This window comes from Breoghania corrubedonensis (assembly GCF_003053845.1).
Taxonomy (GTDB): domain Bacteria; phylum Pseudomonadota; class Alphaproteobacteria; order Rhizobiales; family Stappiaceae; genus Breoghania; species Breoghania corrubedonensis.
The window spans coordinates 987,491-1,006,923 of record NZ_QAYG01000001.1; the positions used below are offsets into that span (position 1 = coordinate 987,491).

General features: G+C 65.1%; 15 protein-coding genes and 1 pseudogene. 10 read left to right on the top strand and 6 right to left on the bottom strand.

What is annotated here, in order from left to right:
• The first annotated feature begins 182 nt into the window (after window positions 1-182).
• The 7 genes and pseudogenes from C8N35_RS04310 to C8N35_RS04340 all read left to right on the top strand — a co-directional run bounded on the left by C8N35_RS04310 (window position 183) and on the right by C8N35_RS04340 (window position 10,728).
• Window positions 183-1,562 carry an MFS transporter gene (locus C8N35_RS04310; protein WP_107988341.1) on the top strand — a complete coding sequence of 460 codons (1,380 nt, stop codon included), beginning with the start codon at window positions 183-185 and terminating at the stop codon, window positions 1,560-1,562.
• A gap of 39 nt (window positions 1,563-1,601) precedes the next feature.
• A pseudogene (locus C8N35_RS04315) lies at window positions 1,602-3,038 on the top strand (NarK family nitrate/nitrite MFS transporter); the annotation flags it as partial.
• Window positions 3,039-3,063: 25 nt separating this feature from the next.
• The gene (locus C8N35_RS04320; RefSeq protein WP_107988343.1) at window positions 3,064-6,819 is read left to right on the top strand and encodes a nitrate reductase subunit alpha; all 3,756 of its coding nucleotides are present in this window, start codon (window positions 3,064-3,066) and stop codon (window positions 6,817-6,819) included.
• On the top strand, window positions 6,816-8,354 hold the full coding sequence (gene narH, locus C8N35_RS04325; RefSeq protein ID WP_107988344.1) for a nitrate reductase subunit beta: 1,539 nt from the start codon (window positions 6,816-6,818) through the stop codon (window positions 8,352-8,354). The genes C8N35_RS04320 and narH overlap by 4 nt, the downstream gene beginning before the upstream one ends.
• Complete coding sequence (gene narJ, locus C8N35_RS04330; RefSeq protein ID WP_107989077.1) at window positions 8,354-9,076, top strand: nitrate reductase molybdenum cofactor assembly chaperone; 723 nt, start codon at window positions 8,354-8,356, stop codon at window positions 9,074-9,076. The genes narH and narJ overlap by 1 nt, the downstream gene beginning before the upstream one ends.
• Window positions 9,077-9,086: 10 nt before the next feature.
• On the top strand, window positions 9,087-9,806 hold the full coding sequence (gene narI, locus C8N35_RS04335) for a respiratory nitrate reductase subunit gamma (protein ID WP_107988345.1): 720 nt from the start codon (window positions 9,087-9,089) through the stop codon (window positions 9,804-9,806).
• Window positions 9,807-9,810: 4 nt separating this feature from the next.
• A complete protein-coding gene (locus tag C8N35_RS04340; RefSeq protein WP_107988346.1) occupies window positions 9,811-10,728 on the top strand; it encodes a peptidylprolyl isomerase in 918 nt (305 codons plus the stop codon).
• A 51-nt stretch (window positions 10,729-10,779) separates the two neighbouring features.
• Here the strand turns inward: C8N35_RS04340 and C8N35_RS04345 are convergent, their stop codons facing one another.
• Window positions 10,780-11,598, bottom strand: coding sequence for a tetratricopeptide repeat protein (locus tag C8N35_RS04345; protein ID WP_210203377.1), 819 nt, complete (start codon window positions 11,596-11,598; stop codon window positions 10,780-10,782).
• Between the two features lie 156 nt (window positions 11,599-11,754).
• Between C8N35_RS04345 and C8N35_RS04350 the strand changes: the two genes are divergently transcribed.
• The 3 genes from C8N35_RS04350 (at window position 11,755) to C8N35_RS04360 (ending at window position 14,479) form a co-directional block, all read left to right on the top strand.
• On the top strand, window positions 11,755-13,140 hold the full coding sequence (locus tag C8N35_RS04350) for a leucyl aminopeptidase family protein (protein WP_428977100.1): 1,386 nt from the start codon (window positions 11,755-11,757) through the stop codon (window positions 13,138-13,140).
• Window positions 13,141-13,268: 128 nt separating this feature from the next.
• The gene (locus C8N35_RS04355) at window positions 13,269-13,619 is read left to right on the top strand and encodes a MarR family winged helix-turn-helix transcriptional regulator (RefSeq protein ID WP_107988349.1); all 351 of its coding nucleotides are present in this window, start codon (window positions 13,269-13,271) and stop codon (window positions 13,617-13,619) included.
• Window positions 13,616-14,479: a C40 family peptidase gene (locus C8N35_RS04360; protein ID WP_107988350.1), complete on the top strand. Its 864-nt coding sequence runs from the start codon at window positions 13,616-13,618 to the stop codon at window positions 14,477-14,479. The genes C8N35_RS04355 and C8N35_RS04360 overlap by 4 nt, the downstream gene beginning before the upstream one ends.
• Window positions 14,480-14,589: 110 nt before the next feature.
• On the opposite strand, the gene C8N35_RS04365 is transcribed toward C8N35_RS04360, so the two are convergent.
• The 5 genes from C8N35_RS04365 to C8N35_RS04385 all read right to left on the bottom strand — a co-directional run bounded on the left by C8N35_RS04365 (window position 14,590) and on the right by C8N35_RS04385 (window position 19,370).
• Window positions 14,590-15,573: an NUDIX hydrolase gene (locus tag C8N35_RS04365; RefSeq protein ID WP_107988351.1), complete on the bottom strand. Its 984-nt coding sequence runs from the start codon at window positions 15,571-15,573 to the stop codon at window positions 14,590-14,592.
• Between the two features lie 178 nt (window positions 15,574-15,751).
• On the bottom strand, window positions 15,752-16,258 hold the full coding sequence (locus C8N35_RS04370; RefSeq protein WP_107988352.1) for a tyrosine phosphatase family protein: 507 nt from the start codon (window positions 16,256-16,258) through the stop codon (window positions 15,752-15,754).
• Between the two features lie 155 nt (window positions 16,259-16,413).
• Window positions 16,414-16,776: a hydrogenase maturation nickel metallochaperone HypA gene (gene hypA, locus C8N35_RS04375; protein WP_107988353.1), complete on the bottom strand. Its 363-nt coding sequence runs from the start codon at window positions 16,774-16,776 to the stop codon at window positions 16,414-16,416.
• Between the two features lie 23 nt (window positions 16,777-16,799).
• Complete coding sequence (gene hypB, locus C8N35_RS04380; RefSeq protein WP_107988354.1) at window positions 16,800-17,597, bottom strand: hydrogenase nickel incorporation protein HypB; 798 nt, start codon at window positions 17,595-17,597, stop codon at window positions 16,800-16,802.
• A gap of 42 nt (window positions 17,598-17,639) precedes the next feature.
• Entirely contained in the window at window positions 17,640-19,370 is a 1,731-nt protein-coding gene (locus C8N35_RS04385; RefSeq protein ID WP_107988355.1) for a GAF domain-containing protein, read from the bottom strand.
• Window positions 19,371-19,433: the final 63 nt, after the last annotated feature.

Sequence of the window (19,433 nt, forward strand, 5' to 3'; positions counted from 1 at the left end):
TAGCAAATGAATGCATGACCGACAGAAATCTGATTCTTGATCTCAATATCGCCACTCCTTGTTTCTTCCGCACCAGCGGAAAACGTTGATTCAGGTCAAAAGACTTCCGCTTTCATGGGCGGACCTTCTGCGCATCTTCAACGATACAGGCAACAAACGCTGCCCAACCGAAGGGGTGCAAAATGCATGCGTTGCACGGGGTTTCACGCTCGGATCAATACAGGGCGCTCGGTCTGAGCACATTCGCCTTCACGACCTGCTTCGCCGTCTGGACGATCTTTTCGATCATCGGGGTCAGGATCAAGACCGAACTGGGCCTGAGCGATACGGAGTTCGGCCTGCTGGTCGCAACGCCGGTTCTCACCGGCTCGATCAGCCGCATCTTCCTCGGCGTGTGGACCGAGCAGTTCGGCGGCAGGATCATGTTTCCCTTGCAGATGCTGGTCACCGCGATCTGCGTCTGGCTGCTGACATCAGCGCATACCTATCCGGTTTTCCTGCTTGCGGCCCTTGGGCTGGGGCTCGCCGGCGGTTCGTTCATCATCGGCGTCGCCTACGTCTCCCAATGGTTCGAGAAGGAGCGCCAGGGCACGGCGCTGGGCATATTCGGCGCCGGCAATGTCGGCGCGGCGGTCACCAACTTCGCCGCCCCTTTCCTGGTTGTCGCGCTCGGCTGGCAAGGCACGGCACAGGTCTACGCCATCGTGCTGGCCGTGGTGGCGGTGTTGTTCTATCTGCTGTCCAAGGATGACCCGGCCCAGGTCGCGCGCAAGCGCACCGGCGCGTCGAAGGTGTCGGCGGCCGAGCAGCTTGCGCCGCTGAAGAACATCCAGGTCTGGCGGTTCGCGACCTACTACTTCTTCGTCTTCGGCGGCTTCGTCGCGCTGGCCTCCTTCCTGCCGCGCTACTATGTCGGCGCCTACGCGCTGCCGCTGACGACCGCCGGCGTGCTGGCCGGTCTCTATTCGCTGCCTGGTTCCATCTTCCGCGCACTGGGCGGCTGGATGTCGGACAAGTGGGGCGCGCGCTTCGTGATGTACCTCACCTTCTTCGTCGCGCTCGCCTGCCTTTTCGTCATGAGCTATCCGCACACCCGTTACACGGTCAGCGGCATCCACGGCTCGGTCGACTTCGAATTCGGTATCGGCCTTCCCGCCTTCGTCGGCCTGACCGTTGTGCTCGGCTTCGTCATGAGCCTCGGCAAGGCGGCCGTCTACAAGCACATTCCCGTCTATTACCCGCACCACGTCGGCGCGGTGGGCGGTCTCGTCGGCATGATCGGCGGGCTTGGCGGCTTCTTCCTGCCCATCGCATTCGGGTTCCTGCTCGACGCAACCGGCGTGTGGACCGTGCCCTACATGCTGATGTTCGTTCTGGTCGCGGTCTCCACGATCTGGATGCACGTCGCCATCCGCCGCATGGAACGCCGCCGTCACCCGGCCCTGCGCGACGAGCGCCACCTCTCCGATCTGCCCGACGCGCCGCTTGGAAAGAGCGAGCCGTCCACCGCCGATGCCAATGCCGATGCCGAGATCGCGCCTGCCCCGGGTCTCGCCCGCTAACGGCTGTGCGCCGTCGCACCCAAAAGGGCGCGACGGCGGGCCTTGCCAAGAAGATCCCCAATTCATTCGAGGACCCAACCCATGAACATCGCGACGGCCGGTTCCGGCCGAAAGGGCTACACCCTCTCCGACTGGCACCCCGAAGACCCGGATTTCTGGAACGAAAGGGGCAAGGCGATCGCCACGCGCAACCTGTGGATCTCGATCCCCAACCTGCTGCTCGCCTTCTCGGTATGGATGGTCTGGTCGGTGGTGGTGGCGAAGATGCCGGCCATCGGTTTCGACTTTACCGTCGGCGAACGCTTCTGGCTCGCTGCCCTGCCGGGCCTGTCGGGGGCGACGCTGCGCATCTTCTATTCCTTCATGATCCCGGTCTTTGGCGGGCGAAAATGGACAGCGCTGTCCTCCGCCTCGCTGCTGCTGCCGGCCATCGGCATCGGCATCGCCGTGCAGTCGCCGGACACGACCTACGCGACCTTTCTGATATTGGCGCTGCTGTGCGGTTTCGGCGGCGGCAACTTCGCCTCCTCCATGGCCAACATCGCCTACTTCTATCCCAAGAAGACCAAGGGCAACGCGCTCGCGCTCAATGCGGGACTTGGCAATCTCGGCGTATCGGTGATGCAGTTCCTGGTGCCGCTGGTCATCACTGCGGGCGTCTTCGGCGCCATCGGCGGCGAGCCGCAGACGCTCACCGACGGATCGAAGCTGTGGATCCAGAACGCCGGTTTCGTCTGGGTGCCGTTCATTCTCGTGGGCACCATCGCCGCCTGGTTCGGCATGAACGACATCGCCTCGGCCCAGGCGAGCATCAAGGACCAGACGATCATCCTGACGCGCAAGCACAACTGGGTCATGTGCATCCTCTATACGGGAACGTTCGGTTCCTTCATCGGCTATTCGGCCGGCTTTCCGCTGCTGATGAAAACGCAGTTTCCACAAGTCGATGCGCTGACCTACGCCTTCCTCGGCCCGCTTGTCGGCGCGCTGAGCCGGGCCGCGACTGGCTGGATCTCTGACCGGCTGGGCGGCGGGCGCGTCACCTTCTGGACCTTCCTCGGCATGATCGCGGCCGTTGCCGGCGTGCTCTTCTTCCTCGGCATCAAGGAACAGCCGGGCGCCTTCTGGGGCTTCTTCGGCTGCTTCATGGCGCTGTTCTTCCTGACCGGCGTCGGCAATGCCTCCACCTTCCAGATGATCCCCTCGATCATGCGCCAGGAAGTACCCCGGCTGATGCCGGAGCTGGCCGGTGACGCGCTCCTGAAGCAGTCGGAGCGCGAGAGCGCGGCCATCATCGCCTTCACCTCGGCCATCGCCGCCTACGGCGCCTTCTTCATCCCCAAGGCCTACGGCACCTCGATCGCCATGACCGGCGGTCCGGAGGCAGCCCTTTGGTGCTTCGGCATCTTCTACGCACTCTGCGTCGTGATCACCTGGGCCTTCTACACCCGCGCGAACGCCTCAGTTCCGTGCTGAACGCAGATCGGGAAAGAGACCGCACATGTCACATCTCATAGACCGCCTGAACTTCCTCTCCCGCAAGAATATCGGCACCTTCGCCGATGGCCACGGCGTGACCACCAACGAGAGCCGGGCCTGGGAAGACGCCTACAGAAAACGCTGGCAGCACGACAAGATCGTGCGCTCCACGCACGGGGTGAACTGCACCGGCTCATGCTCGTGGAAGATCTACGTCAAGGGCGGGATCGTCACCTGGGAGACCCAGCAAACCGACTATCCGCGCACCCGGCCGGACCTGCCCAACCACGAACCGCGCGGCTGTTCGCGCGGCGCCAGCTACTCCTGGTACATGTATTCGGCCAACCGCGTGAAATACCCGCTGATCCGCTCCCGGCTGTTGAAGCTGTGGCGCCGCGAACGGGTGCTGAAGAGCCCGGTCGGCGCCTGGGCGGCGATCCAGGAAAATCCGCAAAAGCGCGCCGAATACGTCAAGGTGCGCGGCCACGGTGGGTTTGTCCGGGCGGCGTGGGACGAGGTCAACGAGATCATCGCCGCCGCCAATGCCTATACGGCCAAGACATGGGGACCGGACCGGGTCGTCGGCTTTTCGCCGATCCCGGCCATGTCGATGGTCTCCTATGCGGCGGGCGCGCGTTACCTGTCGCTGCTGGGCGGCACCTGCCTGTCCTTCTACGACTGGTACTGCGACCTGCCGCCGGCCTCGCCGATGACCTGGGGCGAGCAGACGGACGTTCCGGAATCCGCCGACTGGTACAATGCCGGCTTCCTGATGCTGTGGGGCTCCAACGTGCCGCAGACGCGCACGCCGGATGCCCATTTCTACACCGAGGTGCGCTACCGCGGTACCAAGTCGGTCGTCGTTTCGCCGGACTATTCGGAAGCCGCGAAATTCTCCGACCTGTGGCTGCATCCCAAGCAGGGTACGGACGCTGCACTGGCGCTGGCCATGGGCCACGTCATCCTGCGCGAATACCACCTCGACCGGCAGGCGGAGTATTTCGAGGACTATTGCCGCCGCTACACCGACATGCCGATGCTGGTGAAGCTCGTGGAGAAGGACGGTCGCTACGTGCCCGACCGGATGGTGCGCGCATCGGATTTCTCCGACGAACTGGGCGAGGCCAACAATCCCGAGTGGAAGACGGTCGCGATCGATGCGGACGGTTCTCTGGTGACACCCAGCGGCTCCATCGGCTTTCGCTGGGGCGAACAGGGCAAGTGGAACCTGGAGGCCAAGGACGGCAAGGGCAAGGACGTCGCCCTGCGCCTCTCGCTGATCCTCGGCGAGGACCATGACGAGGTCGCCTCCGTCGGTTTCCCCTATTTCGGCAATCGCGAGCACGATTTCTTCGAAGGAACCGAGCATGAGAGCGTGCTGGTGCGCAAGGTTCCGGCCCGCAAGCTGAAGCTCGCCGACGGCGAGACGATGGTCGCCACCGTGTTCGACCTCTTCGTCGCCAATTACGGGCTCGACCGCGGCCTGGACGACGCCAATTCCGCCAGCGCCTACGACGAGGACATCCCCTACACGCCGGCCTGGGCGGAGCGGATCACCGGCGTGTCGCGCGACCATATCGTAACGGTGGCGCGCGAATTCGCCTCCAACGCGGAAAAGACCAACGGCCGCTCGATGGTCATCCTTGGGGCCGGGCTCAACCACTGGTACCACATGGACATGGCGTACCGGGGGATCATCAATCTCCTGGTCATGTGCGGTTGCGTGGGCCAGTCGGGCGGCGGCTGGAGCCACTATGTGGGCCAGGAGAAGCTGCGTCCGCAGACCGGCTGGCTGCCGCTCGCCTTCGGGCTCGACTGGTCGCGCCCGCCGCGGCAGATGAACTCCACGTCGTTCTTCTATGCCCATACCGACCAATGGCGTTACGAGACGCTCAAGGTGGAGGAAATCCTTTCGCCGACGGCGCCGGAAGGGCCGTGGGATGGCGCGCTGATCGACTACAACATCCGCGCCGAACGCATGGGCTGGCTGCCGTCGGCACCGCAGCTTCGCACAAATCCGCTGGACGTCGCCAAGGCGGCGGCCAAGGCCGGGGTGGAGGCGAAGGACTACGTCGTCTCCGCCCTGAAGGACGGCAGCCTGCAGATGTCATGCGAGGACCCGGACGATCCCGCCAACTGGCCGCGCAACCTGTTCGTGTGGCGTTCCAACCTGCTGGGATCCTCGGGCAAGGGGCACGAGTATTTCCTCAAGCACCTGCTCGGCACCTCGCACGGCGTGCTCGGCAAGGACCTTGGCACGGAGGAAGGACAGGAGCGTTCCAGGGAGATCCGCTGGCACGAAGAGGCGCCGGAAGGAAAACTCGACCTGCTGGTCACGCTCGACTTCCGCATGTCGACGACCTGCGTCTACTCCGACATCGTCCTTCCCACCGCCACCTGGTACGAGAAGAACGATCTCAACACCTCCGACATGCACCCCTTCATCCATCCGCTGACGAGCGCGGCCGATCCCGCCTGGGAGGCCAGAAGCGACTGGGACATCTTCAAGGGGATCGCCCGCTCGTTCTCTGACGTCGCACCCGAGGTGCTGGGCGTGGAGAACGACGTCGTGATGGTTCCGATCCTGCACGACACGGCCGGCGAACTCGCCCAGCCGCTCGACGTGCGCGACTGGAAGAAGGGCGAGACCGACCCGGTGCCGGGCCGCACGATGCCGGCGATCACCGTGGTCGAGCGTGACTATCCCAACCTCTACAAGCGCTTCACCTCGCTTGGTCCGCTGCTGGACAAGCTTGGCAACGGCGGCAAGGGCATCTCGTGGAACACCGAGCACGAAGTGGACCTTCTCGGCCGCCTGAACGGTCTCGTCACCGAGGAGGGTACATCGAAGGGCCGGCCGCGGATCGAGACGGACATCGACGCTTCCGAGGTCATCCTCGCTCTTGCGCCGGAAACCAACGGCGAGGTTGCGGTCAAGGCCTGGGCCGCGCTGTCGAAGGGCACCGGGCGCGATCACACCCATTTGGCCGTGCCGAAGGAAGACGAGAAGATCCGCTTTCGCGATATCGTCGCCCAGCCGCGCAAGATCATTTCCTCGCCGACCTGGTCGGGAATTGAATCCGACAAGGTCTGCTACAATGCCGGCTACACCAACGTCCACGAGTTGATCCCCTGGCGCACGCTCACCGGCCGCCAACAACTCTATCAGGATCATTTGTGGATGCGGGCCTTCGGCGAGGGTTTCTGCGTCTATCGCCCGCCGATCGACACCAAGTCGGTCAATCCCGCGCTTCGGGCCAAGGCCGACGGCGCACCGCATCTGGTGCTGAACTTCATCACCCCGCACCAGAAGTGGGGCATCCATTCGACCTACACCGACAATCTGCTGATGCTGACGCTCAATCGCGGCGGGCCGGTCGTCTGGCTGTCGGAGACCGACGCCGCGAAGGCCGGCATCGCCGACAATGACTGGGTGGAGGTCTACAACGCCAACGGCGCGCTGGTCGCCCGCGCGGTCGTCTCCCAGCGCATGAAGGACGGAACGCTCTTCATGTACCACGCGCAGGAGAAGATCGTGAACACGCCGGGCTCGAAGATCACCGGCCAGCGCGGCGGCATCCACAACTCGGTCACCCGGGCGATCTCCAAGCCGACCCACATGATCGGCGGCTACGCGCAGCAATCCTATGGCTTCAACTACTACGGCACCGTTGGTTCGAACCGCGACGAGTTCGTGGTCGTGCGCCGACTGGAGAGCGTCGACTGGCTCGAAGGTCCGCTTGAACCCGGCACTCACAGCAAGGAGGCGGCAGAATGAAGATCCGCGCCCAAATCGGAATGGTGCTGAATCTCGACAAGTGCATCGGCTGTCACACCTGTTCCGTCACCTGCAAGAACGTGTGGACCAATCGCGAAGGCGTCGAATACGCCTGGTTCAACAATGTGGAGACCAAGCCCGGCATCGGCTACCCGAAGGAATGGGAAAACCAGAAGAAGTGGAACGGCGGCTGGGTGCGCGGCAAGAACGGCAAGATCCGGCCGAAGGCCGGCGCCAAGTGGCGCATCCTCGCCAACATCTTCGCCAACCCCGATCTCCCCGAGATCGACGACTACTACGAGCCGTTCGACTTCGATTACGAGCACCTGCAGACCGCACCGGAAAGTCAGGCCATGCCGACGGCCCGGCCGCGCTCTCTCATCTCCGGCGAACGCATGGAGAAGATCGAGTGGGGTCCCAACTGGGAGGAAATTCTGGGCGGCGAGTTCGCCAAGCGCTCCAAGGACATCAATTTCGAGGGGGTCGAGAAGGAAATCTACGGCCAGTTCGAAAACACCTTCATGATGTATCTGCCGCGCCTGTGCGAGCATTGCCTCAACCCGTCTTGCGTCGCCTCCTGTCCCTCAGGCGCGATCTACAAGCGCGAGGATGACGGCATCGTCCTCATTGATCAGGAAAAGTGCCGGGGCTGGCGGATGTGCGTCTCCGGTTGTCCGTACAAGAAGATCTACTACAACTGGTCGTCGGGTAAATCGGAGAAGTGCGTCTTCTGCTATCCGCGCATCGAGGCGGGGCACCCGACCGTATGTTCGGAGACCTGCGTCGGCCGCATCCGCTATCTGGGTGTCGTGCTCTATGACGCCGACCGCATCGAGGAAGCGGCATCCAGCACCGACGAGAAGGACCTGTACGAGGCGCAACTGAAGATCTTCCTCGACCCGAACGATCCCAAGGTCATCGAGCAGGCCCGCAAGGACGGGATTTCGGATGCCTGGCTGGAGGCCGCCAAGCGTTCGCCCGTCTACAAGATGGCGATGGAATGGAAGGTCGCCTTTCCGCTCCATCCCGAATACCGGACCCTGCCGATGGTCTGGTATATCCCGCCGCTCTCGCCGATCCAGTCGGCGGCCGAGGCCGGCAAGATCGGCATGGATGGCGCCATGCCGGACGTGCGCTCCATGCGCATTCCCGTGCGCTATCTCGCCAACCTTCTCACCGCCGGCAACGAGAAGCCCGTCGTCCATGCGCTGGAACGCATGCTGGCGATGCGCGCCTACATGCGCGCCAAGACGGTCGACGGCGTCATCGACGAGGCGGTGGCGAAACGCGTCGGCATGAGCGGGCAGATGATCGAGGACATGTACCAGGTGATGGCGATCGCCAACTACGAGGACCGCTTCGTCATCCCGACCTCGCATCGCGAGGTCTCCGAGGACGCCTACGACGTGCGCGGCTCCTGCGGCTTTTCCTTCGGAAATGGCTGTTCGGGCGGCACGTCCTCCAACGACCTGTTCTCGGCCAAACGGACGCGCACGGTCCACACGCCCACCGACATCTTCAAGGAGCGCGCATGATGACCAGGAGCCTCAAGATCCTTTCGCTGCTGCTCTCCTATCCGAGCCTCGAGCTGCAGCAGGCCGCGCCGGAGATGGCGCGGATCGTGGCCGACGACACGCAGCTTGGCGAAGAGAACCGCCGGTCGCTGCTGGAGCTGATCGACGATGTCGCGAAGGGCGATCTCACCGATCTTCAGGAGCGTTACGTCTTCCTGTTCGACCGCACCCGCACGCTGTCGCTGCATCTCTTCGAACATGTCCACGGCGAGAGCCGCGACAGGGGGCAGGCGATGGTGGACCTGATGGCCACTTATGACGCAGCAGGCTTTGAGATCGGCGCGCGGGAGCTGCCCGACTACCTGCCGCTGTTCCTGGAATTCCTGTCGATGTGCCCGCAAGAGGAGGCGGCGGACCTGCTCGGCCAGACCGTCCACATTCTCGCGGCGCTGAAGGAGCGGCTCGAAAAGCGCGGTTCGATCTACCGCAATGCCTTCGCGGTGATGGAGGCAATGGCCAGCGGCACGCCCGACCGCGCGCTTCTCGACGAACTGCGCGACGCCCCGCAGGACGACCCCAACGATCTCCAGGCGCTCGATGCCATCTGGCAGGAGGAGGCCATCACCTTCGGCGGCAATGCGGGCGAAGGCGCCTGCGGCCCCGACCGTCTGCAACGTCGCATCCGGGCATCAAAACGCGATGCGGCAAGCGACATGTCCCCCGACGTCGGGCACGTGGCCTGAGGAGGCAGAGATGGAACTATATTTTCACAACTTCGTTTTCGGCATCTATCCCTATATCGCGCTGAGCGTCCTGATCATCGGATCGGTCATCCGCTACGACCGCGAGCCCTATACGTGGCGGTCCGGCTCCAGCCAGCTCCTGAGGCGCCGGCAACTCATGTGGGGATCGGTGCTGTTCCATGTCGGCGTGCTGGCGATCTTCGCCGGCCACGTGGTCGGGCTGCTCACCCCGATCGCGATCTTCGAATGGCTGGGCATCCCGCACGAGGCCAAGCAGATCGTTGCCGTCGTGCTCGGCGGCGTGGCCGGGATCATGGCGATCGTCGGCGCGAGCCTGCTCATCCACCGCCGCTTCTTCGATGCCCGCGTGCGCGCGGCCTCAAACATCTCCGACAACCTGATCATCGTGTTGTTGTGGCTGCAGCTGGCCCTAGGGCTCGGCTCCATCCTTGTCTCGCTGAACCATCTCGACGGATCGGAGATGGTCCGCTTCATGGCATGGGCGCAGGCGATCTTCACCTTCGACCTCAATGCCGCCAGCTATGTCGAGGGCACGCACTGGATCTTCGAGCTTCACATCCTGCTGGGCCTGACAATCTTCGTGCTGTTTCCCTTCACCCGGCTTGTGCACATGCTGTCGGTACCGGTGCGTTACATGTGGCGGCCGGGCTATCAGGTGGTGCGCGCGAAAGAGCGCCGGGCCGCGAACCTTCATATTCCCGCGGAGTAGTGCGATGACGACCCTTTTCGATAACCGCGCACCGGCCGCCGGCCCCGCTTCGCCGGACAAGGCGCAGGCAAGCTATGAAGGCTACGTGGAGCCGGACACGCGCATTCCACCCAAGGCAAGGCCCGTGCTCGAGGCGGTCAGCGTCGACGGGGTGGAAATCCCGCAGGCCGCGATCCTGGCCGAAGCGCAGAACCATCCCGGCGCCAATCCCGGAGAAGCGGTCCGGCAGGCGGCGCACGCACTCGTCGTGCGCGAGCTTCTGGTGCAGGAGGCGCGCCGGCAGGAGATCGAGGCCAGCCCCGAGCCCGATGACGAAGGCCGGCACGAAACGCAGGAGGACGCGCTCGTCAGGGCGCTGATCGAGGCGGAGATCGACGTGCCGCGGGCAAACGAGGAGGAATGCCGGCGCTATTTCGAGCGGAACCGCGAAAGGTTCCGCACTGATCCGCTGTGGCAGGTCCGGCATATCCTTCTGGCCGCTCGGGAAGGGGATGAAACGGCCCGCGCCAACGCGCGGCACAAGGCGCAGGCGCTCTGCCAGGCCCTGCGGGCGCATCCCGAAGGATTCGCCGAGGCCGCGAGCGCACACTCCGCCTGCAGCTCGGCACGCGATGGCGGTTCACTCGGCCAGATCTCGCGCGGCGAGACGACCGAAGCCTTCGAGGCGGCGCTGGAAGCGATGCGGGCGGGCGAGATGAGTTCGGAGCCGGTGGAGACCCGCTACGGCTACCATATCATCGCGCTCGACCGGATGGAGGCGGGGCGTGATCTTCCCTTCGAACATGTGAAGGGACGTATCGCGGGCTGGCTCGAAGCTGCGAGCTGGTCGCGGGCGGTGGCGCAATATGTCACGCTTCTGGGTGCCTCCGCCCGCATCACCGGCGTCACGCTGGAGGGGGCGGACGGTCCGCTGGTGCAGTAAGCGAGGCGGCGGCGCGAAAGCGACAGCGCAAGATCCAGCTTTCGCGCGCCGTCAGCCTGCCGACGAGCCCTTGCCGCGCTGGGCGAGCATGCGCTTCAGATAGGCCATGTTGGCCTTCACCTCGGCGGGCGGCAGGTCGGCGCTGGCGACCTGCTCGGCCTCGGCGAAGCGCCCCTGGAGACCCAGCACGAGAGCGAGGTTCTGGCGGATGCGGGTGTTCTTCGCACCGCCTGCCATGGCGGTACGAAGGATCTTCTCCGCCGTCGTCAGGTCGTTGTCGAGAACATAGCTCATGGCGAGATTGTTCAGCACGGACGGTTCGCCCGGAACGATCTTCAGCGCCTCGGTATAAAGATGGCGGGCATTCTGGTGATCGCCAAGCTGATCGTGGATCGCGGCCTCCGCCGACATCAGTCGCCAGTCGGGCTGGGTCGGGGTCTGGGCCTGCTGGATGACGTTGAGCGCTTCCTTGAAGTGGCCAGACTGCGCCAGCACCTTGCCGTAGGCGGCGGAGATCTCGCGGTCCTTCTTCTGCTTGATCAGACCGCGGCGCAGCACTTCCGTCGCCTGGTCGAGCTGGTCGTTGCGGCGCAGCGCATCGGCATAGCCGAGAATGTTCGCCTTCTCGTTGGGTTCGGATTCGTAACGCTGTCCCCAGCGCTCCACCTGCTGGCGCGCATCGCCGCTGCCGGGCACAGCGGAAGCACTGGACGATTGTCCGGCGGCAGACATTCCACGCGTATGGGTCGACACCCCGTCGGTCACGCAACCTGATAGCGCGAAGGCCGCCGCGAGAGCGGCGCTCAGGCAGACACTGTGCGCACGGGCTCGCACGATCGATCCGGCGCGGGCTGACATGCGAGCTGGCATGAGGATACTCCGATTGACGAGGCGGAAGAGTGAAAACGCTGCTTTCGGTAATAATTCATTCACCCTAATGCTTGGTTAAGCGCGCCGCCGGCGTTGCTTTGTAAGAGCCCTCTCCGTAGTCTTGCCGGCATTCGACTCCCCCCAATTTTCCGGAGCATTCCTGCCGTGTTCGATTCCCTTCTGGCGTCCGCCGAAGCCCCCGTTGCGATCCATGCCGTCGATGCCGACAGGCTGGAACAGGTCCTCTCCCTTCTGCCGGCCGCGGCCGGTCGCTGGGTCAAGGCCAACGGCTATACGGGATCGCCGGGTTCGATCCTGATCGTGCCGGATGCGGAAGGCGGCGTTGCCGCCGTGCTGTTCGGCGAGGGAGACACGAGCGACCCGCACGCCGCCGGCGCCCTTCCCAAAGCCCTGCCGGCCGGCACCTACCGGCTGGAAGGCTTCGCCGATCCCGACATGGCCTGCCTCGCCTTCGCGCTCGGCTCCTATGCCTATCGCGCCTATAAGTCGAAGAGCGACGGCGACGAAGACCGCGCCCGCCTGGTTGTGCCGAAGGGGTTCGACCTGACGGCGGCGAAGTTCGAGCTTGAGGCGGTGGCGCTCGCGCGCGATCTCATCAACACCCCGGCCAACGATTTCGGCCCCGAGGAACTCGCGGCCGCCGCGCGCCAGCTCGCCGAGCGTTTCGGCGCAACCTTCAAGGTGACCGTCGGCGAAGCACTGCTCGAGCACAACTTCCCTATGATCCACGCGGTCGGCAAGGCGAGCACGCGCGCGCCCCGGCTCATCGATTTTTCCTGGGGCGATCTCTCCCATCCGCGCGTCACGCTGGTCGGCAAGGGCGTGTGCTTCGATACCGGCGGGCTCGACATCAAGCCGTCGAGTTCCATGCTCCTGATGAAAAAGGACATGGGTGGCGCGGCCAACGTGCTGGGACTGGCGCTGATGATCATGGCCTCTAACCTGCCGATCCATCTGCGCGTGCTGATCCCGGCCGTGGAGAACTCGATTTCCGGCAACGCCTTCCGCCCCGGCGACATTCTGCCGAGCCGCAAGGGCATTTCGGTGGAAATCGGCAACACCGACGCGGAAGGCCGGCTGGTGCTGGCCGACGCGCTGGCGCTGGCGGATGAGGAAAACCCGGATCTCATCATCGACATGGCGACGCTGACGGGCGCCGCGCGCGTGGCGCTCGGCCCGCAAGTGATGCCATTCTACACGGACGACGACGGCTTTGCCGACGCCGTTTCAGGCGCGGCGGATCAGGTGGCCGATCCGGTGTGGCGGATGCCGCTGTGGAAGCCCTATTCGAAGATGCTCGAGTCCAAGGTCGCCGATATCAATCACGTCTCGACGGGTGGCTTCGCGGGCTCCATCACGGCCGCGCTGTTTCTTTCCCGCTTTGTGGAAAATGCCGGCACCTGGGCGCATTTCGACATTTTCGGCTGGACTCCGTCGGCGCGCCCGGGACACCCGGAAGGCGGCGAGGCGCAGGCGATCCGTGCGCTGTTTGCCGCGCTGAGCAACCGCTATCCGGCGTGACGCGTGCTTGATGCCGGCGCATTCGGCTTCTATACCGGAACCGAAATGATCAGTATCCGGCGCCAAGTGGTGCGCCGGGCCGGGACATCCCGCGATGTTCCGGCGCTCCGGAGGCATGCACCCGCACCATGGCGATCGAGATCCGCGCAGGCCAAGCCCTGAAACTCTGGCACGATGTGACGCTGGAGCTGGTGCATTTCGGCGAGCAGGACCTGACCGCCCGGCAGATGGCGATCCTGCTGACCGTTTATCTGGAGCCGCCGCCGCACACGGTGCGTGGGCTTGCCGCCAAGCTCGGCGTCACCAAGCCGGCGATCACCCGCGCGCTCGACACGATGGGCCGGATGAAGCTCGTTGACCGCCGCCGCGACGAGGCCGACCGGCGCAACGTAGTCATCCTGCGCACGGTGGACGGCGCGCTTTATCTGGAAAAGCTCGCCGACGTCCTTGTCGAAAAGGCCGCAGAGGTGCGCCGATGACACCCCCCGATCGCCGTATCACGCCATGGCGGACGGATCTCGCCGCCGCGCGGCTGAGAGGCGTCCACGCGGCGGAGCGCTATGTGGACGGAGAACCTGCGCGCATCGTCCGCACCATCGTCGCCATGCGGCCGGAACCCTCTCCCGCCCGTTCGCTCGATACCGAGTTGCTCTTCGGCGAAACGGTTACCGTCTATGAGCGGCGCGAAGGCTGGGCATGGGTGCAAAACGCCGCCGACGGCTATGTCGGCTGGATCGCGGAAGACGCGCTGGGCTCGGCGGAGCCCGCCTCCACACACCGTCTCGCGGAGCTTAGAAGCTTCCGTTATCCCGGTGCGGAACTGCGCGCGCCGGCGCTCGACTGTCTGTCCATCGGCTCGCGCCTGACGATCGTCGGCGAGGCCGTGACCCGCGGCACGCGCTACGCGCTTCTGGCCGACGGCTCTGCCGTCATCGCCCGCCATCTGGTGCCGGAGGGCACGTTCGCGCCCGACTGGGTGGCGGTGGCGGAACGCTTTCTTGGCACGCCCTATCTGTGGGCCGGACGCTCCAGCATCGGCCTCGACTGTTCCGCGCTGGTGCAGCTTGCACTCGCCGAAGCCGGCATCGCGGCCCCGCGCGACAGCGACATGCAGGAACACGAACTGGGTACGGCACTCGACATTTCCGGCGGGCTGCCGGCGCTTGCGCGTGGCGATCTGGTCTTCTGGAAAGGCCATGTCGGCATTATGAGCGACGGCGAAACGCTGCTGCATTCCAACGGCCACACCATGACGACGGCGAAGGAACCGATCGCCGAGGCCGTGGCCCGCATCGCCGCCAGCGAATACGGCGCGGTGACTGCCGTGCGGCGGCTTTAGCGGCATCTGCGGACAACCGTTCCACGCCTTGTCATTCCGGCACAGGCGGAAAAGCTGGCCGGTGCCGCGATGCACCGAACCGGGTCCAATCTTCGTTCAGCCGGTCCCGCTCACCGCACACCGACGCGCAAGCCCGGGGCGGGACGTTCGCGCAGCACCTGGCGGCGGAAACGGAAGAGTGCTGCAGGTCGTCCGCCCGTGCGCGTCGTGGTGGCGCCGGTCGGTTCCACCAGCTCGGTCGTCTCCACCAGCCGGCGGAAGTTCTGCTTGTGCAGGTGGCGGCCGGAAATCGCCTCAACCGTGCGCTGGAGCTCTGTCAGGGTGAAGACGTCAGGCATCAGCTCGAAGATCACCGGCCGGTATTTCAGCTTGCCGCGCAGCCGGGTGATGGCGGTCGCGAGAATGCGGCGGTGGTCGTGCTGCATCGCCCGGCCCAGATAGGGGCGCGCGTCGAGCCCCGGCACCAGCGGCCGGCCATCGCGCTCGGCTTCCGCCAGAAGCCCCGCCTCGTAGCACAACTCGTAACGCTCCAGCGCGCGCTCCTCGTCCCAGAGATTGCCGTCACCGCCAAACGACAGGCGCAGCCGGTCCTGACGGCGGCTCGCGCGCGCCCGGTCGCCCGCGGCACCCGGCGCCTTCGCCCATGCATCAAGTGCGGGCAGGATCACCTCGTCGAGCAGGGTGGGACGTCCCTGGCGCCAGTCCTCCCAAGGGAAATAGTCGTACCACGGCCGCCAGCGCGCCCTTGCGCGCTCCAGCACAAGCTCGGATTCCGGGCTCTGGCGGGCAAGCGCCAGATAGCCGACGGAGACCACATGGGGGCCCCGATCGCCCGGCTGGGCGTGACGTCCGCGATCGCCGTAGGTGTAGAGCTGTTCGACATAACCTAGGCGCAGCGCGGTCTGCTGCTCCACCCATGCGCGCAGGCCGATCTCGAAGGTGCGGTGATGAAGCGGATCGAACGGGCCGAAGGGCAGCGATTCCGGCTCTCCGTGCGCCGTGCCTTCGATGGTCAGCACCAGCGGGGTGGGGTGTGTCACGGCGACGATCACGGCGTTGAGGCCGATCTCGATGGCGGGGGCCGCCGTGTCCATGCGTATCGCTCCGTGCCAAATCCCCGCCCCGTGCGGGAAGTGAGCCTTTTCTAGTCGATTTGCGTGACGTTTTGAACCGTTTGCGTGCGATCGACGGGCGCTGGCAAGATGTTGAGTTTCGCGGGGTTTCCCGGCGACAACCGAAGTGTCGGCGGGCGCGGGAAGCCCGGCTGTCGCGTCAATCCAGCGCCAGTTCGAAAGGTTCGCCCTCGAAGGCATCGCGGCCACGACCAATGGCGCGGATCGCCTCCACCATCCGCCCGTCGCGTTCGAGCAGCTGATCGGCGAACATGACGAGCCGCGCGTTCGGCGTTGCCGATGGGGAAGCCCCACGCAGCGCATTGGCGATGTCCGCCTCGTCGCGCTCGGGCATCAGCGCGCAGGCGGTGATGTAGGCGGCTGCGGTGGAGCGCGAGATGCCGGCGAAACAGTGGATCACCAGCGGTGCCTGGCGTTCCCAGGCAACAACATAGTCGAGCAGTTCGCTGACATGGGCGGCGGCGGGCGGGGTCATGCCCTCGATCGGCTCCACGATGTCATTGAATCCGAGGAAGAGATGATTGCTCGCCGCGATGGAGGCGGGGCGCTCCACCGGCGTACCCTCGTTGATCAGGGTCACCAGATGACGCGCGCCGGTGCGCTCGACGGTGTCGTGCAGCTTGGAGAGGGAGCAGACGTAAAGCATGAGCGGTAATGTCGGGTGTGGGCGCGGCCGATTCAAGCGGACATGCGCGGGGCTGGAATAGGAGCCGCGAGCATACCCTTATCGATCAGATCGGTTCAATCGGAATGCCCGGGCGGCGCGCAATACGCTGCCCCCCTTCGCACCACGGCGATCATTCAGGCGTCGGCGGCCGTCTCCCGGATGCCATCGAAACTCGCCATATGAAGCTCGCGCCCCTTCGTGATATCGACCTCGCCGCCGCCGCAATGGGGACAGTGCAGGGTATAGTCGGGAATGGCGAAATCCGCGCCACAGGTCCGGCAGTGGCCGGCCGGCGGCACGGATTCGATATCGAGGACAGCGTCCTTCGCCAAGGTGTCCTCGACCAGAATCTCGAAACACCCGCGAAGCTGACGCAGGTCGAGCCCGCGCAGCCGGCCCACCACCAGACGCACGCGGGTAACGCGCGTTATCCCGCTTGCGTCCGCGTGCTCGACGAGGAGCTTCATCAGGCTGTCCATGACCGAGAATTCATGCATGGCGAGCTCTCCTGGCCGAACATTCACGCACCGGGAGCGTGCGTGTGCGCGTGCCCATGCCCATGTTCGTGCTCGTGCTCGTGCTCGTGCTCATGGGGCTTGCCGTCCTTTGGATGAAGCCCGCGGTTTTCCGCCACCTGTGCCTTCAGCCAGCCTGTCCACGCATCCAGACCCGCGCCGGTCTTGCCGGACAGGCGGAGTGGAGCCCCCTGCCCGCGCACCTTGACCATCGACGCCTCGGCCCGCGCCGGATCGAACTCTTCCAGATAGGGGAGAAGGTCGGTCTTGGTGAGCAGGACGAGATCGGCCGCACGGAAGATGACGGGGTATTTCTCCGGCTTGTCGTCGCCTTCGGTCACCGACAGCAGAACCACATTGGCGTGGGTTCCGATGTCGAAATCCGCGGGACAGACGAGATTGCCGACATTTTCGATGAACAACAGGTCCAGTTCCGCCAGCGGCATCGTCTCCAGCGCATCGTGGACCATGCGCGCATCGAGGTGACAGGCCACGCCGGTGGTGATCTGCGCCGCCGGAACGCCGTGGCGGCGGATCCGGTCGGCGTCGTTCTCCGTCTCCAGATCGCCCTCGATGACGCCGATCCGGAGATCCTTTGACAAGGCCTGGATCGTCGCTTCCAGAAGGCTGGTCTTGCCGGCGCCGGGTGACGACATGACGTTGATCGCGAAGACGCCGTGATCGTCGAAATGACGGCGGACATGGCCCGCCAGCCGGTCGTTCTCGGCAAGCAGGTTCTCCAGCACCGTGATGGTTTCCACCTTGGTCCCGGCAGTGGCGCCGCACCCGCAGGTCTGGCACATGGTCTTGTCCTTTCTTGGCGGAGTGCCGGATGTCCCGCGTTGCTACCGCAGGTCCTCCAGGTCCGATTTCAGTCGTTTCAGATCAGGTATCAGAATGGCGCCGCCGCCCAGGCGTTCCAGCGCACCGTCGCGCACGAGGCCCGCCATGGCCGTCGATACGGTCTGACGCGATGCACCCACACGCATGGCCAGGGTCTCACCGCTCGAACGCATGTCGATCACCACGCCGCGCGGCGTCTTGCGCCCGGTCTTTTCGGCGAGGTCGACGACCATGCGCACCAGCCGGTACTTCACGCTGTGGAAAGCCACGTCCTCGATGATGTCGATGGACTTGCGCAACAGGCGTTCGATGACGGGCATGACCAGGAAGGCGAAATCGGGATAGGTCCGCACAAGCCGTTCGAAGACGGGATGGGGGAGAAGATAGAGCTCGCCCTCCTTCTGGATCTCGACCTGGATGTGCTCCTTCAGAGGCATCGCGTCACCCTCGCTCAAGGAGAAGAGCGTAAGTTCCTTGCCTTCGAAGGACGTGAAGCAGCGCGCCTCGCCGCTTGCCATGATCACCATGGCGTCACCGGTCTCGTCCCGTTCTTCCGCGCCATAGATCAGGGTGCCGCGCCGGACCTTGCGGCGCCGGGGTATCGCGGCGTCGGCAGGCAGCGCGTCGAGGAAATCGTGTGGGCGGCTGAACGATGAGGATGGCGCGGCGGCGGGAGAAGAGGGGGCGGCGTTCGCGTCGACGGCACCGGCATCGGGTTTCGAGGCTGCCCGGGGTTTGGACTCCATGCGCGCGAACAGGGTCTGACCGCCGGTTGTCTGCACCACGCATTCGTCGGAGGAGGCCTGACGGTTCACGCTTCCGTACTGAACGGAGAACAGATCGGCGAAGCGCGCTTCGCCGACGGCGGACCATGACAGGTTCAGCAAGGCCACCGCGTTGCGGTTCACCCCGACCAGCCGATCGCCGTCGAAGGCGAGCAGCCCCTCGTGCGGACTGCCCACGAAGTGCGGATTGGAATGCAGGCGCATGCGCTCCCACTGGCCGCAGTGAAGTTCGAACAGCCCGCGTTCGATCTGTTCCACCGCGCGCCGTATGAGCGCGGGAATATGATCGTGGGGAACGGCCGTCGGCGTGCTCAGATCGAGAACCCCGACGATCGCACCGCGCGGATCGAAAATCGGTGCGGCGGAACAGTTCAGCACGCCGTTGGACGACACGAAATGCTCCGGACCCAGCACCGACAGGGGCTGCCCCTCGATGAGCGCCGTTCCGATGGCGTTCGTCCCCACCGACTGTTCCGCCCATGACGCGCCCGACGTCAGGGCGAGCTTGTCCGCATCTCGGGCGAAGGTGTCGTCCCCGATCCGCATCAGGATGCGTCCCGCCGCGTCGGTGAGAACGGCAAGACCGCTGTGACCGCCCAGATCGCGACGCAGCGCCTCCACCTCCGCGCAGGCCGCCCGCACCAGGGATTCGTTGCTTTCGATCAGAATGCGGAGATCATGGCGCGTAGGCAGATCGATGTCTTTCGGCGCGTTTGCGCTCAGGCCCTGCTCCACGCATCTGCGCCAGGAATGCAGAATGGGAGCGGGCAGGCCCTCGATGCTGTCGGACCCGCTTCGCGGATCGCGTCCCTTGCCCGTGAGGAACGATATGCCGTCGGCAAGCCCGATGCAGGCGCCAGCCGGCAGATCGGGAGAGGACGGAGATGTGGGAGAGGACGGAGCCGGCACCGGTGCCACCTTGCCCGGTTCGTCTTCGGAATCCTTCATGAGGCAACCATCTCCCTCGTCGGTGCCGCTCCCGGCGCACGCGTCGTTCGTGCGTGGAGAAAA

Excerpts from the sequence above, each read along its gene's own strand:
- C8N35_RS04365 (WP_107988351.1), bottom strand. The coding sequence starts at position 15,573 with ATGGACACGGCGGCCCCCGCCATCGAGATCGGCCTCAACGCCGTGATC.
- C8N35_RS04320 (WP_107988343.1), top strand. The coding sequence starts at position 3,064 with ATGTCACATCTCATAGACCGCCTGAACTTCCTCTCCCGCAAGAATATC.
- C8N35_RS04310 (WP_107988341.1), top strand. The coding sequence starts at position 183 with ATGCATGCGTTGCACGGGGTTTCACGCTCGGATCAATACAGGGCGCTC.
- hypA (WP_107988353.1), bottom strand. The coding sequence starts at position 16,776 with ATGCATGAATTCTCGGTCATGGACAGCCTGATGAAGCTCCTCGTCGAG.
- narJ (WP_107989077.1), top strand. The coding sequence starts at position 8,354 with ATGACCAGGAGCCTCAAGATCCTTTCGCTGCTGCTCTCCTATCCGAGC.
- C8N35_RS04385 (WP_107988355.1), bottom strand. The coding sequence starts at position 19,370 with ATGAAGGATTCCGAAGACGAACCGGGCAAGGTGGCACCGGTGCCGGCT.
- C8N35_RS04340 (WP_107988346.1), top strand. The coding sequence starts at position 9,811 with ATGACGACCCTTTTCGATAACCGCGCACCGGCCGCCGGCCCCGCTTCG.
- hypB (WP_107988354.1), bottom strand. The coding sequence starts at position 17,597 with ATGTGCCAGACCTGCGGGTGCGGCGCCACTGCCGGGACCAAGGTGGAA.
- narH (WP_107988344.1), top strand. The coding sequence starts at position 6,816 with ATGAAGATCCGCGCCCAAATCGGAATGGTGCTGAATCTCGACAAGTGC.
- C8N35_RS04345 (WP_210203377.1), bottom strand. The coding sequence starts at position 11,598 with ATGCCAGCTCGCATGTCAGCCCGCGCCGGATCGATCGTGCGAGCCCGT.
- C8N35_RS04355 (WP_107988349.1), top strand. The coding sequence starts at position 13,269 with ATGGCGATCGAGATCCGCGCAGGCCAAGCCCTGAAACTCTGGCACGAT.
- C8N35_RS04370 (WP_107988352.1), bottom strand. The coding sequence starts at position 16,258 with ATGCTTTACGTCTGCTCCCTCTCCAAGCTGCACGACACCGTCGAGCGC.
- narI (WP_107988345.1), top strand. The coding sequence starts at position 9,087 with ATGGAACTATATTTTCACAACTTCGTTTTCGGCATCTATCCCTATATC.
- C8N35_RS04360 (WP_107988350.1), top strand. The coding sequence starts at position 13,616 with ATGACACCCCCCGATCGCCGTATCACGCCATGGCGGACGGATCTCGCC.